This is a genomic window from Prochlorococcus marinus XMU1412 (assembly GCF_017696315.1).
Classification (GTDB): domain Bacteria; phylum Cyanobacteriota; class Cyanobacteriia; order PCC-6307; family Cyanobiaceae; genus Prochlorococcus_A; species Prochlorococcus_A marinus_AF.
Map to the genome: position 1 here is coordinate 303,938 of NZ_JAAORJ010000001.1, position 17,629 is coordinate 321,566.

13 protein-coding genes, 3 tRNA genes and 3 rRNA genes are annotated in these 17,629 nt (G+C 37.2%); 8 read left to right on the forward strand and 11 right to left on the reverse strand.

Features of this window, described 5'->3' with window-relative positions:
* Positions 1 to 101 precede the first annotated feature (101 nt).
* The 6 genes from HA152_RS01680 to ctpZ all read right to left on the reverse strand — a co-directional run bounded on the left by HA152_RS01680 (position 102) and on the right by ctpZ (position 4,756).
* Positions 102 to 173, reverse strand: a tRNA-Thr gene (locus HA152_RS01680).
* 65 nt (positions 174 to 238) lie between these two features.
* A complete protein-coding gene (minE, locus tag HA152_RS01685) occupies positions 239 to 574 on the reverse strand; it encodes a cell division topological specificity factor MinE (RefSeq protein WP_209132929.1) in 336 nt (111 codons plus the stop codon).
* Position 575: 1 nt separating this feature from the next.
* Positions 576 to 1,391, reverse strand: a complete 816-nt coding sequence (gene minD, locus HA152_RS01690; RefSeq protein ID WP_079323377.1) for a septum site-determining protein MinD — start codon at positions 1,389 to 1,391, stop codon at positions 576 to 578.
* 111 nt (positions 1,392 to 1,502) lie between these two features.
* Entirely contained in the window at positions 1,503 to 2,165 is a 663-nt protein-coding gene (locus HA152_RS01695) for a septum site-determining protein MinC (protein ID WP_209132931.1), read from the reverse strand.
* Between the two features lie 10 nt (positions 2,166 to 2,175).
* Entirely contained in the window at positions 2,176 to 3,432 is a 1,257-nt protein-coding gene (locus HA152_RS01700; protein ID WP_209132933.1) for an HD domain-containing protein, read from the reverse strand.
* Between the two features lie 28 nt (positions 3,433 to 3,460).
* Entirely contained in the window at positions 3,461 to 4,756 is a 1,296-nt protein-coding gene (gene ctpZ / locus HA152_RS01705) for a carboxyl-terminal processing protease CtpZ (RefSeq protein ID WP_209132935.1), read from the reverse strand.
* Between the two features lie 71 nt (positions 4,757 to 4,827).
* Between ctpZ and petB the strand changes: the two genes are divergently transcribed.
* A complete protein-coding gene (petB, locus tag HA152_RS01710; protein WP_011817812.1) occupies positions 4,828 to 5,484 on the forward strand; it encodes a cytochrome b6 in 657 nt (218 codons plus the stop codon).
* Positions 5,485 to 5,517: 33 nt separating this feature from the next.
* Positions 5,518 to 6,000, forward strand: a complete 483-nt coding sequence (petD, locus tag HA152_RS01715; protein ID WP_002808353.1) for a cytochrome b6-f complex subunit IV — start codon at positions 5,518 to 5,520, stop codon at positions 5,998 to 6,000.
* A 2-nt stretch (positions 6,001 to 6,002) separates the two neighbouring features.
* Here petD and HA152_RS01720 read toward each other — a convergent pair whose 3' ends face one another.
* Positions 6,003 to 7,442, reverse strand: coding sequence for a glycoside hydrolase 100 family protein (locus tag HA152_RS01720; RefSeq protein ID WP_209132937.1), 1,440 nt, complete (start codon positions 7,440 to 7,442; stop codon positions 6,003 to 6,005).
* A gap of 600 nt (positions 7,443 to 8,042) precedes the next feature.
* On the opposite strand from HA152_RS01720, the gene HA152_RS01725 reads away from it, so the two are divergent.
* The 5 genes from HA152_RS01725 (at position 8,043) to rrf (ending at position 13,122) form a co-directional block, all read left to right on the forward strand.
* Positions 8,043 to 9,527 (forward strand): 16S ribosomal RNA (locus HA152_RS01725).
* Positions 9,528 to 9,652: 125 nt separating this feature from the next.
* Positions 9,653 to 9,726, forward strand: a tRNA-Ile gene (locus tag HA152_RS01730).
* A 12-nt stretch (positions 9,727 to 9,738) separates the two neighbouring features.
* Positions 9,739 to 9,811 (forward strand) — tRNA-Ala (locus HA152_RS01735).
* Positions 9,812 to 10,065: 254 nt separating this feature from the next.
* Positions 10,066 to 12,941: ribosomal RNA gene (locus HA152_RS01740) — 23S ribosomal RNA — on the forward strand.
* Between the two features lie 64 nt (positions 12,942 to 13,005).
* Positions 13,006 to 13,122, forward strand: a 5S ribosomal RNA gene (gene rrf, locus HA152_RS01745).
* Together the 16S, 23S and 5S rRNA genes with 2 tRNA genes alongside form the textbook arrangement of a ribosomal RNA operon.
* Positions 13,123 to 13,165: 43 nt before the next feature.
* On the opposite strand, the gene HA152_RS01750 is transcribed toward rrf, so the two are convergent.
* From HA152_RS01750 to HA152_RS01765, 4 genes are all read right to left on the reverse strand, one after another.
* A complete protein-coding gene (locus HA152_RS01750; RefSeq protein ID WP_209132939.1) occupies positions 13,166 to 14,044 on the reverse strand; it encodes a DNA-formamidopyrimidine glycosylase in 879 nt (292 codons plus the stop codon).
* Between the two features lie 4 nt (positions 14,045 to 14,048).
* A complete protein-coding gene (locus tag HA152_RS01755; protein ID WP_011817817.1) occupies positions 14,049 to 14,258 on the reverse strand; it encodes a photosystem I reaction center subunit IV in 210 nt (69 codons plus the stop codon).
* Between the two features lie 79 nt (positions 14,259 to 14,337).
* Positions 14,338 to 15,099, reverse strand: a complete 762-nt coding sequence (locus HA152_RS01760; protein WP_209132941.1) for a LysM peptidoglycan-binding domain-containing protein — start codon at positions 15,097 to 15,099, stop codon at positions 14,338 to 14,340.
* Between the two features lie 72 nt (positions 15,100 to 15,171).
* Positions 15,172 to 16,563: an aldehyde dehydrogenase family protein gene (locus tag HA152_RS01765; RefSeq protein WP_209132943.1), complete on the reverse strand. Its 1,392-nt coding sequence runs from the start codon at positions 16,561 to 16,563 to the stop codon at positions 15,172 to 15,174.
* 156 nt (positions 16,564 to 16,719) lie between these two features.
* Between HA152_RS01765 and HA152_RS01770 the strand changes: the two genes are divergently transcribed.
* Positions 16,720 to 17,610: a GNAT family N-acetyltransferase gene (locus HA152_RS01770; RefSeq protein WP_209132945.1), complete on the forward strand. Its 891-nt coding sequence runs from the start codon at positions 16,720 to 16,722 to the stop codon at positions 17,608 to 17,610.
* Positions 17,611 to 17,629 lie beyond the last annotated feature (19 nt).

Sequence of the window (17,629 nt, forward strand, 5' to 3'; positions counted from 1 at the left end):
GAGTTTGTTCTGGAGATAAGATTTTTTCCTATTGTTGCTCTGATAGGTTTAGTCTTTTTATTTTCAGGAAAGAATATTCAACAGAATTAAATAAATCAAAATGCCGGCTAACAGATTTGAACTGATGACCTTCGCTTTACAAAAGCGCTGCTCTACCGCTGAGCTAAGCCGGCAATCTCTTCATCTTACAATTAGGGAGGGTCAATTATCAGTATTTTTTTAGCTTTTTTTAAATTTATTACTTTTTGATATCTTTGTTAGATTTATCAGCTTTATCAGTTTTTTTGAATTTTATTTCTCCTGACATAGTTCTTTTAATTGGCAAATTGGCAACTAGTGCTGTCATTCTATCCTCAGTCTCTAAACTTACTGCCACCTCCTCAAAATCAATTTCAACATATTTAGCAACAACATCAAGGATCTCTTTCCTCATTTTATCTAAAAGATCAGTTGTTAAGGAACTCATATCAACTCTGTCATGAGCAAGTACAAGTTGTAATCTTTCTCTAGCTGTATTTGCACTAGACGTTTCTCTGCCTAGTAATTTATTTATAAGATCTCTGAGAGTCATCATTTTAAAAAACCTTTGTTTGCATTAATCTCATGAATTTATCTTTAAGACTTTTGCCTTCTTTTTTAAGATCGATAATTGGTACATCTTTATTTGTAAGTCTTTGAGAAACATTCAAATAACATTTTTTTGCAGGAGATCTACCATCTGAAAGGGTCAGTGGCTCTCCTCTATTTGTACTTATTATTACCTGTTCATCTTCTAAAACAATCCCTAATAAAGGCAAAGAAAGGATCCCTTGAACATCTTCGATGGATAACATTTCTTGACTAGCCATCATGTTAGGGCGAACTCTATTGATTACAAGTTGGATAGGCTCAATATCTGAAGTATTAAGAATCCCTATTACTCTATCCGCATCCCGCACTGCCGATAATTCTGGGTTAGTAACAACAATAGCTTCTTTACAGGCTGCAAGAGCATTTTTAAAGCCATCTTCTACGCCAGCAGGACAATCTACTAAGACAAAATCAAATTTTTCACTAAGTAACTCACTAATTTTTTTCATATCTTCGGGCTTCATCCAATCCAACATCCTTGGATCTCCAGCAGGTAGAAGAGCAAGATTGGGTTCCTTTTTATGTCTAACCAATGCTTGGTCAAGACGACAATTCTTGTCTAGAACATCTTGAGCGGTATAAATGATGCGATTTTCTAATCCTAGAAGAAGATCTAAATTTCTTAAACCAAAATCAGCATCTAATACAGCAGTTGTTGCTCCGCTATTAGCAAGTGCTATACCTAGGTTTGCGGTTAAAGTTGTTTTACCAACTCCTCCTTTACCTGAACAAATTAATATTGTGCGAGTATTCTTCCCCACGATTTTTAAGATTTTACAAATAATAAAGCCACTTGCAGAAAGTTAAATATTTTAAAGATTAAGTAATTCTTAAATTTATTTAGTGTGAATTAATTTATTGCAAATTATTGATTAATTTTTATTTTCGATTAAGTGTGGTTTGATAATTATCGTTTGTTTATCTATTACCGCAATTTCTGGATAATAATTTTTGGGTTTATCCTTTGGTCCTATAGCTACCACATCTGCAATTCTTAACTGTAAAGGGTTTAGATAAAGTGATGCAATAGAGGCATTTTTATTCCCGCTTTTACCTGCGAATGCGATCCCTAGTAATTTGCCCCAAACGTAAATATTTTTTTTAGCGGAAACTATTGCTCCTGGATTAACGTCTCCAATAATGCATAGGTTTCCATTTGAAGATATTCTTTCACCCGATCGTAATGTTCCTTTGTGAAGGATATCGTATTTCTTCTTTGAATTGAATAATGATAACTTATTTTTAATCTCTTGCTCTCTAATAAAAACTGAATCTATTTTTAAAAACTTTCCGCTTAGTATTGTATCTCTATTGTTTGAGTAAATGCATAAGGAACAAATGTTAATTTTGTCAAAATGGTTTTTTACTTTTGCTAATTGATGAGCACTTATTGACTCATTGACTACGAAAATTTTTGCTTCTAAAGGTTCCTTGATGGAAGAAAATTTTTTGAATGTTTCATGGATATTATCTAAATCTAATAAAGAAAAAATTTCTAAATATTTACTTTTAGTATTTTTTAAAACGATTTCCATTGAATTAAATCTAGGGATTGTTTTTCATCAATGAAATTTCATTATTAATTTCATTTTTGATCATACCTGGATAAATAATAAAAGAGCTTTCCTGGGATCTCATTAAAGTTTTTATTAATGCAGAACTATTTTCTAATGCGTTTTGATAAGTGCCGTCCCATATTTTCATTGCATTGTTAGATTCAAAACCTTTAAAAGACTTTTCCTTAATACCGCAAAATATTTCTGGATCATAACCATTCATTTCACATAATTTTGTGGCAAATGCAAGGATTTTTAATCTATTCATCTTAGTTAAAAAACTTATGTCTGATGCCTTTAATAAATCTCTATCAATAAACATTTTGCATAGTGTAGAAAGTGGTTCAAAAGATTCATCTTTCCATCTCATCAAATGATAAAAAAAGGTTACATCATCATTTCTTATGAAATCATCAAAATCAATCTTGGAAGGTGAAAAAATCCATTTATATAAAGAATCATCTAACCAAATTTTCTTTTCATAATAATGTTTTATTGTGTATAGTATTTTTTCCAAAATCCATGTCGATATTTCGTTTATCTTGTGATTGTATATTGTTCTATACATCAAGTTTCTTAGTACGAGGAAATGCTCGATAGCGATCACTCCTTTTGGTTTGATTCCGATATTACCATCGGGTGAAAAGGTGAGAGCTGAAATAATTCTTTCTAAATCTACTAACCCATAATTAGTACCTGTGTTGTAACTATCGCGTAAAAGATAATCGAGACGATCGCAATCTACCTCACTACTTATCAATGTTTTTAAAGGTTTTGAAAATAGTTGTTTTGATTGAAATAATTCACCAATTTTTTTCGGTAATTCGTTGTCATATTTTTTGAGGATTGAATTTATTGGAGAATAATTTGTAACTAAGTTTTCAGACCATTGTTCGTGATTATGCTTGAATATTGTTTCACTGGTATGGCTTAAAGGCCCATGACCTAAATCATGTAGTAGAGCTGCTCCATAAAGAATAAATTTATTTTCACAAAATGAAGATTTAATTTCAATTAATCTCTTATAAATTTTTCTAGCTATACAAAAAACACCAATTGAGTGAGTAAATCTACTCGATTCTGCGCCATGAAAAAGTAATGATGCAGCGCCTAGTTGTTTTATTCTTCTTAGTCTTTGAAAAGCGACTGTATCAATTAATTCCATAATCATTAATTCTTCTGGCTTTCCAGCATCAAATACTATTTCTTTATGAATTGGGTCATGAAAAATTCTTTTAATACTCATAATTTTTAGGATTTTTTATTTTCAATCCTTAACCATTTAAAGATTCAATTTCTTCATTGTTTAATTCAATATTTTGAACTGAAACTTCTTCTTTTTCCAATAGCGACCCCAGAAATAATTCTGCATTCCTCACCCATTTATCATCAGTACTTCCATAATCACTTGTATCCGGGAGATCAAGTAATTTGTTAGGAGTCATACCTTGGCCTTGAATATTATTACCATTGGGGGTTAAGTAACTAGCTACTGTTATGGCAATACCACTATCTTCTCCCAAACTTTTTAGGGATTGAATTAAACCTTTCCCATAAGTTTGCTCTCCCATAAGAATTGATCTCTCATTATCTTGTAAAGAACCGGCAAGTATTTCACTTGCACTTGCAGTACCTTTATTTACTAAAGTCACCATTGGTCCATCAAAAGATGTCTCCTTTTGAGAAATAATTGCATCTTTTATTCCATTTCTATCTTTTGTCTCGACTACAGGTTTCTCACTCAATAATGAGTCTGCAACTGCTATACCAGAGCTTACTAGTCCCCCTGAATTATTTCTAAGATCCAAGATCAAGCCTTCAACCTCTTTCTCTTTTAACTCTTGAAGTGCCTCTTCAACTTTTTTGGGTACGCTTTCGCTGAATTGAGTTATCCTTAAATATCCTATTGTGTGAGAATCGTCTCTCAATCTTTTTGTTCGAACTGGTCTGAGATCTACTGATCTTCTTTCTAGATCGACTTCCCTAACTTCTCCTGATTTCGAAGATACTTCAACTAAAACTTTTGTCCCTGATTCACCTCTTAACTTAGAGGCAGTACTTGCAAGCCCTAATTTTTCTGATGAAATTCCGTCCACTTTCTCTATCAAGTCCCCGCTTACTATTCCAGCTTCTTCAGCTGGAGAACCCCCAAGAGTAGAGATAACTTTAACTTTATTGTCATCATCTTCACCTAATTGAAGCCCAACTCCATTAATTTCACTCCCAAAATTACTTGATTTCAAAAGTTCATAATCTTTTGGGCGTAAAACTCTTGTGTAGGGATCTTCTAGAGGTCTTAACATGTCTTCAATTGCGGAATAAGCCTCTTCACTTGTTTCAATTTGTTTCTGTAATGTTTTTTGTCTAATTCTTTTCCATTGGATTTCATCAAACTTTTCAGGATCATAAAAACCTTCGTTTACTAAGGTCCAAGCGTCAAGTACTAATTGCCTGCTATCACTGAGAGCATCAACTCTTTCAGTCAACAAAAGATTGATAGAAAAAACTATGATCATTGATGCAGTGATCAAAGTTTTGAATGTTAAAAGTTTGTTAAAAGATGAATTCATTGGGTTAAGTGTTAACACCAAGTATAAGAATTTTAAGTAAGCTCTTTATATCAAAGCTAATTTTTTTTTGGATGGCGAATTCTTCATCTGTTTATGACTGGTTTCAAGAAAGGCTTGAAATCCAAGACATAACTGACGACGTAACTTCCAAGTACGTACCCCCTCACGTAAATATTTTTTATTGTTTAGGAGGCATAACTTTAGTATGCTTCCTAATTCAATTTGCAACAGGTTTTGCAATGACTTTTTACTATAAACCAACCGTTACACAAGCTTACAGTTCAGTCAGTTATTTAATGACCGATGTAAGTTTTGGTTGGTTAATAAGATCTGTGCATAGATGGAGTGCATCTATGATGGTTTTGATGTTAATCCTGCATGTCTTTAGGGTTTACCTTACTGGAGGTTTTAAAAGGCCAAGAGAACTAACTTGGGTTACAGGTGTTGTAATGGCGGTCATAACTGTTGCTTTTGGAGTAACAGGATACTCCCTACCTTGGGATCAAGTAGGTTATTGGGCAGTTAAGATTGTTTCAGGTGTGCCGGCTGCAATACCAGTAATTGGTGATTTTATGGTTGAACTACTTAGAGGTGGAGAAAGTGTTGGACAATCTACTTTAACCAGATTTTATAGCCTTCATACTTTTGTATTACCATGGTCATTGGCAGTTTTCATGTTGATGCACTTTTTAATGATTCGTAAACAGGGTATTTCAGGTCCCTTATAAACTCTTATACTTAAACCATTACTAGTTCTCCATATGTCTACGTTAAAAAAACCAGATCTATCTGATCCAAAATTGAGAGCAAAGTTAGCTAAAGGTATGGGCCATAATTATTATGGTGAACCTGCCTGGCCAAATGATTTATTATATATCTTCCCAGTAGTTATTTTAGGAACGATTGCCTGCGTAGTTGGATTAGCAGTTCTTGATCCAGCAATGTTGGGAGACAAAGCTAATCCCTTCGCAACACCTCTAGAAATTCTTCCTGAATGGTACCTCTATCCGGTATTTCAAATACTTAGAGTTGTTCCCAACAAACTTTTAGGTATCGCACTTCAAACATTAATTCCTCTTGGATTAATGATTTTACCCTTTATCGAAAACGTTAACAAATTTTCTAACCCATTTAGAAGGCCAATAGCAATGTCTGTTTTCTTGTTCGGAACTTTTCTAACCATCTATCTTGGTATTGGAGCGTGTTTGCCAATTGATAAATCACTCACTTTAGGTTTATTTTAGTATTAAATTTTAAACATATCTAAATCTTTACCCTCATTCCTTAGGAAATGATTCATCAATAAAAATCCAACAATTGTCCAAGTTTGATAAGTCCTTGATTGTTGTCCAACCCATGTACCTGTAGGCCCATCAAAATATTCTGCCCATTCTTGCTTGGGTAATTGATTAAGTTGACACCAATATGATTCCTCTATTAAAGATTTCATTTCTTCCATGAGAATCACATCATCTGAACCATATTCTTTTTGATGCAATAGAACAGCTGCACCAAAAAACCAAAGTAAACTTGGCCAATGACCACCGTTATGGTAGCTCCAAGGCCAATTCTTTGGATCCGATCCAGTTTTGTTTTGCCATTCTTCAACATCCATATGAGGATGACAAATCCTCATGGGCATTTGAGCCATCAGATCCTGTCTGTTATGTAAAACTAATCTAAATAAAGCTCTTTGCTCTTCAGGAGGTAGTACTCCGAACATACATGCTAAAGAGTTCCCTAAACTGTAAAATCGAAAGTCTGGTCTTCCTGTCCTAATATTCCCTATTAAGTAACCACCTCTATTTTCTAACCAATCTTGTAGCCATGAGGGAACTACTTGAGGTTGAACGTTAAATTCATTGAAGTGTTGATCATCTCCATACTGCTCAGTTGGCCTCCTTCTTAGAATTTGCATTGTTTGGCTGGTAACCCAATAATGTTTTAACAGAAAACTTCCTAAATCCTTAACCCATTGATTTGTAAGAATAAGTCTTTGGTCTAAAAGTCTACTAACGTGATCTTCTCTACTTAATTCCATTAAGTTGATACAACTTTTTAAACATCCATGAAGTAAAACTTCAACTTCTAGGGGTGCTCCCCATACATCCATAGGTCTATCAATCATGAATGCGCAATCAGGAACAAAAAGTACTGGAGTACCCTCAAATGTTGGATGTAGAACCAAATCTAATAGAAGTTGAATACCTCTTTGAACACTTTGACTTTTACCAAAGGCATAATCGCCGCTTTTATTGACATAATACCAACATAAAATGGGCCACCATAAACTTGCATCAGCTGAAGTAATCCTCCCTATTGATCTTTGACCATAGTCTCCAATGAGCTTGCCGTTCTCTTCAATGAAACTAGTAGGGAATACCCCACGTGTTTGGTAATTAGTGCTTTGTAATTCAAGACACACAGTTAGGAATTTTTTGACAATTTCGTACCTTTTTTGAGTTATGAGATAAATCATTACAGGAACGTTGTCTCTTAAAAATATTTCTCCATAATTTAATTTTTTATTTTTTGTTGGGTGTTCTAGTGCAGCAACGCTTCCTACTAACTCACCTGAGATTTCAACCAAAGTCTTTTCGAAGTGTTTTTTTGCATTTGTTACAATTTTCTCTTCATCGGAACTTGGTCTTACTCTTAAATTTTTTTGACTAAATCTTTCTGCCATTTCATTTATATCCCTTTATTTAAGCCTAGTTCTTTAAAGAGACTTTGAACAAATAAAAAATTAATAAAAAATTTTTGTATAAAAGGTTGCACAATTACAGTGGGATGGTTTAGTATTTTCTTCTGGGCAAAAATATATTTTTTGCATAATTCAACAAATTTCCTTAAATCTGATTTTTGGTAAATTAATGAATTTCCTAGAGATTTGATCTTGATCATTATTTCTAGCCAGAAGAAGGGTTTTCCCTTCAAATGAGTTAACCACTAGTTGTTTAGCTCAGCACCTAGAAAATTTAAAAACTTAGGAACTGATGCTTTTATTGCGTCTAGAATAACTAGATTTATTTTTAGTTATTCCAAGATGTACATGCGATAAAGGTGTGAGGTCCCGTCAAGAATATATAAAAATGTCATCAATTGCTAACTTTTGGCTTTGATGCAAACGGATCTGAGATCTTGGAAAGTCACTTTAAAATTTTTTTAATGTGCACTCAATGTAATCCTTAAAATATAAGGAGGCTTAACTGAATAAATAAACTCAAGTTTTTATTTGGATAAAGCAATTCAATTTGAGTAGATTTATCTACAAAAGGATTTGAACACAACGGAGAGTTTGATCCTGGCTCAGGATGAACGCTGGCGGCGTGCTTAACACATGCAAGTCGAACGAACCTTCGGGTTAGTGGCGGACGGGTGAGTAACGCGTGAGAATCTGCCCTCAGGAGGGGGATAACGGTTGGAAACGACCGCTAATACCCCATATGCCTATTGGTGAAATGAATTTCGCCTGAGGATGAGCTCGCGTCTGATTAGCTAGTTGGTGAGGTAATGGCTCACCAAGGCTTCGATCAGTAGCTGGTCTGAGAGGATGATCAGCCACACTGGGACTGAGACACGGCCCAGACTCCTACGGGAGGCAGCAGTGGGGAATTTTCCGCAATGGGCGAAAGCCTGACGGAGCAACGCCGCGTGAGGGACGAAGGCCTCTGGGCTGTAAACCTCTTTTCTCAAGGAAGAAGATATGACGGTACTTGAGGAATAAGCCACGGCTAATTCCGTGCCAGCAGCCGCGGTAATACGGGAGTGGCAAGCGTTATCCGGAATTATTGGGCGTAAAGCGTCCGCAGGCGGCTTTTCAAGTCTGCTGTTAAAGCGTGGAGCTTAACTCCATCATGGCAGTGGAAACTGAAAGGCTTGAGTATGGTAGGGGCAGAGGGAATTCCCGGTGTAGCGGTGAAATGCGTAGATATCGGGAAGAACACCAGTGGCGAAGGCGCTCTGCTGGGCCATTACTGACGCTCATGGACGAAAGCCAGGGGAGCGAAAGGGATTAGATACCCCTGTAGTCCTGGCCGTAAACGATGAACACTAGGTGTCGGGGGAATCGACCCCTTCGGTGTCGTAGCTAACGCGTTAAGTGTTCCGCCTGGGGAGTACGCACGCAAGTGTGAAACTCAAAGGAATTGACGGGGGCCCGCACAAGCGGTGGAGTATGTGGTTTAATTCGATGCAACGCGAAGAACCTTACCAGGGTTTGACATCCTGCGAACCTCTTAGAAATTTGAGGGTGCCTTCGGGAATGCAGTGACAGGTGGTGCATGGCTGTCGTCAGCTCGTGTCGTGAGATGTTGGGTTAAGTCCCGCAACGAGCGCAACCCACGTTTTTAGTTGCCAGCATTTAGTTGGGCACTCTAGAAAGACCGCCGGTGATAAACCGGAGGAAGGTGTGGATGACGTCAAGTCATCATGCCCCTTACACCCTGGGCTACACACGTACTACAATGCCACGGACAAAGGGCAGCAAACTCGCGAGAGCTAGCAAATCCCATAAACCGTGGCTCAGTTCAGATCGTAGGCTGCAACTCGCCTACGTGAAGTAGGAATCGCTAGTAATCGCAGGTCAGCATACTGCGGTGAATACGTTCCCGGGCCTTGTACACACCGCCCGTCACACCATGGAAGTTGGCCATGCCCGAAGTCGTTACTCCAACCCTTGTGGAGGAGGACGCCGAAGGTGGGGCTAATGACTGGGGTGAAGTCGTAACAAGGTAGCCGTACCGGAAGGTGCGGCTGGATCACCTCCTAACAGGGAGACAACAAAATGTTTAATATTATTATTTTGTCACCTTAGGTCGATCGGTATCTCACGTTCTTAATTTATTAAGAATTTCATTTCCTAAGTTTTTCTAGGTCACACCCATTATTTTTCCTGGGCCATTAGCTCAGGTGGTTAGAGCGCACCCCTGATAAGGGTGAGGTCCCTGGTTCAAGTCCAGGATGGCCCATATCTCTATGTTGGGGGTATAGCTCAGTTGGTAGAGCGCCTGCTTTGCAAGCAGGATGTCAGCGGTTCGAGTCCGCTTACCTCCACTGATTACCACCTCTTCCATATCTATAGAAAGGAAATGTTTTGAGTTGTGATCAAATTCTGAACGAATCTAGCTTCCTAATGAAATCATTAAGATGCTGGACTCATTGAATTAATTTCATTGTTTTCAGAGAACCTTGACAACTGCATAGATTATTTTAAAGACAATAAGCATTTTTAATGATGCAGATTTATTATTTGTGCGAACGCACTAATAACAATTCTATTAAGCTGATGCTTCAAATTTGAAGTTATTGGTCAAGCTACAAAGGGCTCACGGAGGATACCTAGGCACACAGAGGCGATGAAGGACGTGGTTACCTGCGATAAGTCTCGGGGAGTTGGAAGCACACTTTGATCCGGGAATTTCCGAATGGGGCAACCCCATGTACGGCCAACTGAATATATAGGTTGGTGCGAGCTAACCCAGCGAACTGAAACATCTTAGTAGCTGGAGGAAGAGAAAGTAAATAACGACTCCCTCAGTAGCGGCGAGCGAACGGGGAACAGCCCAAACCGATAGTCTTGACTATCGGGGTTGTGGGACAGCAATATGGATCAACAAGTCTAGAAGAAACGTTTGAATGGCGTGCCACAGAGGGTGAAAGCCCCGTAATCGAAAGATAAGTTGACCTAGCTGTATCCCGAGTAGCACGGAGCACGTGGAATTCCGTGTGAATCTGCGAGGACCACCTCGTAAGGCTAAGTACTACTGTGTGACCGATAGTGAAACAGTACCGCGAGGGAAAGGTGAAAAGAACCCCGGGAGGGGAGTGAAATAGAACATGAAACCGTGAGCTTACAAGCAATGGGAGCCCGACTAATCGGGTGACCGTGTGCCTGTTGAAGAATGAGCCGGCGACTTATAGGCACTGGCGGGTTAAACCGGAAATGGTGGAGCCACAGCGAAAGCGAGTCTTAATAGGGCGTTTGTCAGTGTTTATAGACCCGAACCCTGGTGATCTAACCATGGCCAGGATGAAGCTTGGGTGATACCAAGTGGAGGTCCGAACCGACTGAAGTTGAAAATTCAGCGGATGAGCTGTGGTTAGGGGTGAAATGCCAATCGAACCAGGAGCTAGCTGGTTCTCCCCGAAATACGTTTAGGCGTAGCGTCTAGTGCTCCAGCAGGGGGGTAAAGCAACCATTTCGGTGCGGGCTGCGAAAGCGGTACCAAATCGATATGAACTCTGAATACCCTGTGTGTAACTAGGCAGTCAGACTGTGGGGGATAAGCTCCATAGTCAAGAGGGAAACAGCCCAGACCGCCAGCTAAGGTCCCAAAATTAACGCTAAGTGATAAAGGAGGTGGGATTGCCCAGACAACCAGGAGGTTTGCCTAGAAGCAGCCATCCTCAAAGGAGTGCGTAATAGCTCACTGGTCGAGCGATCCTGCGCCGAAAATGAACGGGGCTAAGCGTTATACCGAAGCTGCGGATAAATTTATTTATGGTAGGGGAGCGTTCTATGTAGGGTGAAGCGTTAGCGTAAGCGGACGTGGACAGCATAGAAGTGAGAATGTCGGCTTGAGTAGCGAAAACATGGGTGAGAATCCCATGCCCCGAAACCCTAAGGGTTCCTCCGGCAGGCTCGTCCGCGGAGGGTTAGTCTGGACCTAAGGCGAGGCCGAAAGGCGTAGTCGATGGATAACAGGTCAATATTCCTGTACCAGATGTGTTTTGAGAAGGGGGACGGAGAAGGCTAGCCAGGCCAGATGTTGGTTACTGGTTCAAGCGTTCGAGGCTTTGAGAGATGGAGAAAACATCTTGAGCTAAGGCGTGAGTACGAGCTGCTACGGCAGCGAAGTTGGTGATGTCATGCTTCCAAGAAAAGCCCTATACTCGTTAAGACACAAATGCCAGTACCCGAAACCGACACAGGTGGGGTGGTAGAGAATACCGAGGGGCGCGAGATAACTCTCTCTAAGGAACTCGGCAAAATGGCCCCGTAACTTCGGGAGAAGGGGTGCCAGCGAGAGCTGGCCGCAGTGAAGAGGCGCAAGCGACTGTTTACCAAAAACACAGGTCTCCGCTAAGTCGCAAGACGATGTATGGGGGCTGACACCTGCCCAGTGCCGGAAGGTTAAGGAAGCTGGTTAGCTTTTAGTGAAGCTGGCGACTGAAGCCCCGGTGAACGGCGGCCGTAACTATAACGGTCCTAAGGTAGCGAAATTCCTTGTCGGGTAAGTTCCGACCCGCACGAAAGGTGTAACGATTTGCGCGCTGTCTCGGAGAGAGGCTCGGCGAAATAGAATTGTCTGTGAAGATGCGGACTACATACACCCGGACAGAAAGACCCTATGAAGCTTTACTGTAGTTTGATATTGTGCTCGGGCTCTGAATGCGCAGAATAGGTGGGAGACGTTGAAATAGTGCTTGTGGGTACTATTGAGTCATCGGTGAGATACCACTCTTTCAGAGCTAGGGTTCTAACGCTTACCCGTTATCCGGGAAGCGGACAGTATCTGATGGGCAGTTTGACTGGGGCGGTCGCCTCCTAAAAGGTAACGGAGGCGCACAAAGGTTCCCTCAGGCTGGTTGGAAATCAGTCGTTGAGTGCAAAAGCAGAAGGGAGCTTGACTGTGAGACCTACAAGTCGAACAGGGACGAAAGTCGGTTTTAGTGATCCGACGGTTCTGCGTGGAAGGGCCGTCGCTCAACGGATAAAAGTTACTCTAGGGATAACAGGCTGATCTCCCCCAAGAGTTCACATCGACGGGGAGGTTTGGCACCTCGATGTCGGCTCATCGCAACCTGGGGCTGAAGTCGGTCCCAAGGGTTGGGCTGTTCGCCCATTAAAGCGGTACGCGAGCTGGGTTCAGAACGTCGTGAGACAGTTCGGTCCATATCCGGTGTATGCGCAGGAATATTGAGAGGATTTCTCCCTAGTACGAGAGGACCGGGAGGAACGCACCTCTGGTGTGCCAGTTATCGTGCCAACGGTAAACGCTGGGTAGCCATGTGCGGAGTGGATAACCGCTGAAAGCATCTAAGTGGGAAGCCCACCTCAAGATGAGTATTGCCATGGCTTAAGCCAGTAAGGTCACGGGAAGAACACCCGTTGATAGGCTCTACGTGGAAGCTTGGTAACAAGTGCAGCGGAGGAGTACTAATAGACCGAGGGCTTGACCAAATAAACTTAATTTATTGTTTTTAATTTATATAATTTTCTATGCAGTTCTCAAGGTTCACACTATCCTGGTGTTCATGGCGATGTGGAACCACTCCGATCCATCTCGAACTCGGTTGTGAAACGCATCAGCGGCGAAAATATTTAGGGGGTAGCCCCTTGAGAAAATAGCTCAATGCCAGGTAAAAATATTTAAAAGGGTTTACTCTTCATGAGTAAGCCCTTTTTTATTTTTGGCATTTCGGACACCAATGGGTACTTCTTCCAGTGATTTTTTGTCTTTCAATTAAATTTCCACATTTACGACATTTTTTTCCAGTTCTCCTATAGACATTTGTCTGTAAACCAAAATTCCCATTTTCTCCTTCCAAGTCCCTAAAATCACTAAATGTAGTACCCCCAGAACCTATACTTTTTTTTAATACATTTACAATTGATTCTTTGAGCTTTATTAACTCATTCTTTTTTATTGTTCGAGCTTCCCTAAAAGGGGAGATGCCAGCAGAGTATAAACTTTCATCAGCATAAATATTACCTATACCTGCCACTATTGTTTGATCTAATAAAATAGCTTTTATAGATTTTGTTCTTTTTGAAATAACTTTCTTAAGGTAATTTGCATCAAAGTCTTTAGAAAATGGTTCTGGTCCTAATGAACCTAATCCTTTTATTATTTTATTAAGCGATAGGTCCTTATTAATCCACCACATTTGGCCAAAACTTCTTACGTCAATATACCTAAGCTCATTATTATTTTTATCGAAAAATCTTATTCTTGTATGTTTACAAGGATGACTTGAGTTTTCAATAAATTTAAAATATCCAGTCATTCTTAGATGAACTACAAGAAATCCGTTATTTTTTGAATTTTCTACAAGAAATTGGGCATTCTCATTTTGAACTTCTTTTAATTGAGCTATTAAATATTTTCCTCTTCTATCCCATTTATAAATAAGTGAGTTCAGAAGTCCTTTAATGAATTCTTCTTTGTTAATTGGGAATGCAACAGTTGAATCCCTACAGACTTCTACTTTTTTAATAATAAAGTTATTAAGTTTTTGCTCTAAACCTCTGCGAACTGTCTCTACTTCTGGTAATTCAGGCAATTATTTAAGCTTTCTCTAATTCACTTTCAGCGAAATTATTTGTATTTGCTCCACCATCAGTTCCGCTTATCCCAGCGTAATTTACTTTATCGAATCTGACTACACAGTTATATTTAATGCCTGAGGTATCAACTGAAGCAACTTTACCGATTTCGTTATACCAATATGATTCTGGTCTTTTTACTCTTACGAGATCTCCTCTTGAAATAGCCATTACTATTAATTTAACTTTTTGTAGAATAACTCATCATTAATATTCTTAGACAAATTATTCACACATATTAATTAAAGTTTTAACAAAAATCATTAATTAAATTATTTTCGAATTCTTCTTTAACAGGCTTACTTCCCATCCATTTCCTGCCAGGTATTCTTACATCTAATTCATTTTTATCACAATTGATTGAAATAATCAGTTTTTTATTTTCTTGATTTAGAACGTTTAAAACTTTTCTACCTTTAATATCTTTATATGATTTACTTTGGATAATTATAGGACCATAAATTTTTCTATCTAACTCAATTAAGTCATTATTTTTTTTATTTTTTGTTAATTTATATTTTTCTGAATTAATTGTGTTCTTTTTTCTTATTGTGAGCTTTTGACCAATTTTTATTGAATTAGGATTATTAATATTATTTATCTCTATCAGTTCTTTTACTTTTATATTATATTTGTTCGATATGTCAGTAAGATTTTCACCTGTTTGAACAATATGATAATTCTTAATTAAATCTGATTGTTTTGTGAGCTTTTCAGAAGATTCGGAGATAATAAGATTTTGGCCAACAAAGATATAATTTTCATCTTTTAAGTTATTCAATTTAATAATTAAATCTTTATTAATTGAATAGGATTTTGAAATACTTGATATTGTATCTCCACTTTTTACAATATGAATTTTATTTATTTCAGTTTTTTTTTCAGTAATTGATTCTTTTCTAGCAATATTCTCAATTTTATTTTTTGATGAATATATTTTTTCTTGTGATTTTATCAATGATTGATTAAAAAAATTAATAAATATGGCAATTACTAAAAATGCAAATTTCATAAAACTCACTATTTATTTAAAGATAATCTTTAAATTTAAAATCGCTAGGTTTTTGAAAACAATTTAAGTAATTTAAACCTGAAAAATAAACTTTAAAAATTTCTTTACTCTTTCATAGGGGGGATACCTCAGATTTGAATCAAATAAAAAACCTTTAAAAGTAATAGATTTTTGATTTGAAAAATTTCGAAAACCTTCTTCTCCATGAAATTTACCAATACCACTTTGCCCAACGCCTCCAAACGGTAAATTTGGAATAAGAACTGGTAACATCACATCATTTATACAAATTGTTCCAGAGCTGGTTACTTTTGAAATATGATTATGGATTTTTTTATTGCCTCCAAATAAGTAGATTGCTAAGGGTTTTGATGTTTGACTAATCTGTTTTAAAGCTGATTCCTTATCATTAATTCCAACTACAGGAAGTAGTGAACTGAATAATTCTTTCTGCAAAATATCTGTTTCATGTAATTTAGTTCTCAAAATTGTTGGAGATATTTTCAACTTTTTTTTACTAAAAGTCCCCCCAAATAAAATTCTTTTTTCTTTTTCATATTGTTTGAGAATTTCTACAGTTGATGTAAATTGTTTTTTCTCCAATTTTGATAGGTTTTCGGAAATAATTGGATTATCTCCGTAAAAGCTTACTATGTATTTCTTTAATTTTTCTATAAAAATATTTTCAATTTCTTTATCTACAAAGATATGATTCGGAGCCATGCAGGATTGACCAGAATTAAAAAATTTACCCCAAACAATTCTTTTTGCAGCTACTTCTAAATTTGCATTCTTAAAAACAATTACAGGATTTGTTCCGCTTAACTCAAGAGTTAATGGAGTTAAGTTTTTTGAAGCTAATTTCATTATGGATTTTCCAGTTTCAGTACTTCCTGTAAAAAAAATGTGGTCAAAATTTTGTTCAATTAATTTTATGGATTGTTTATTATCTCCCTCTACTGTCATTAGGACATCTTTATGGAAATATTTGGAAGTAAGCTTTTTAATAAGTTTTGAGGTCGCAGGACATTTCTCTGATGGTTTTATAACTGCAGTATTTCCTGCTGAGAAAATATTTACCAATGGCTTTAAAATATAAAGTAATGGATAATTATAAGGACCAAGAATTAAGACACACCCAAGAGGTTCATAAATAACTTTGGAGGATGATGGAAAAAGATAAAAAGGGGTATCAATCTTTTTTGGTCGCATCCAAGTATTGAGTTTCTTTTTTATAAGTGAAATTTCTTCTTTCACTAAAAGGATTTCTGAAAGCCCTTCTATTTCAGATTTGCCAAGATCAACAAAAAGTGATTTAATTATCTCTTTTTTATTTTCATCCAAAAGTTTAGAAACTATATTGATATGATGGATCCGCCATTTTATATCTTCAGTTTTGCCAGTGAGAACTGTATTTTTTAATTTATAGATGTCTTCTAAATGAAATTTATCAGAAATTTTCATTTTTTACCTTTGAATAGTATTAAATATATCAGAGGATAAATTGTAAATAACTATGGTTTTTAGGTAGTTAAATCAAAGCGAATAATTTATGAGAAATAATCAAATTTATTAATATTGCTTTTAAAAATTCAAATTTTTCTTGGTTAGTATATTTCTATGAGGGAAAATTTTTCAATTAGATTGATATCTATAAATGAAATACCAGAAGTCACAAACTGGGCAAGGTTAGAAGGATTTTCTCCTGGAATGGATGATTTATCAATTTATAGAAATACAGATAAACAAGGGGTTTGGGTAGCTTGTCTAGACAATAATCCTATAGGCTCTATTGCGTGTATAAAATATAATTCCTCGTATGGTTTTATAGGTTTATTTATAGTTAAAAAAGAATTCCGGAATAATGGATATGGAGTGAGATTATGGAAACATGCCCTCGAATATTTGAAAAATGTTGATTGTATTGGTCTTGAGGCTGCCCCAGATAGATTAAATGATTACGCAAAGTGGGGGTTTAGAAAATCTTCCATTACAAATCGATGGAAATTAAATGGTTCTCAAGATTTGCCATTGAAAAATTTCTATAAAGATCAATTTCATTCTTTTAAAGTTGTCCCGGGTAATAAAATTTCTTCTGAAGCAGTCTTAATTTATGATGATCAAAGAGAACCTAGTCCCAGACCACATTTTCTAAATGACTGGTTGAAGAATTCTCATGGTAATGTCAGTGCAATTGTCGATAATAATGGGATGTGCCATGGATTTGGCAGGATAAGACCTTGTGTATTGGAGGATAATGAGCAAGGCTGGAGAATTGGCCCACTTTTAGCGGATACTCCACCACTTGCTGAATTATTAATAAGGGAGTTAGTTGGTGATTTAGATGCTCAAATCTTATTGGATTGCTCTAATCTGAACCCTTACGCAAATTATCTTTTATCAAGTTTGGGATTTGAGGAAATATCAAAAACTTACAGAATGTATAAAGGCATTCAACCTCCCTGCCCTATGAATCAAGTATATGGTCTTGCCTGCTTGGAACTGGGGTGATTTCCTTTAAAGCTTTCAT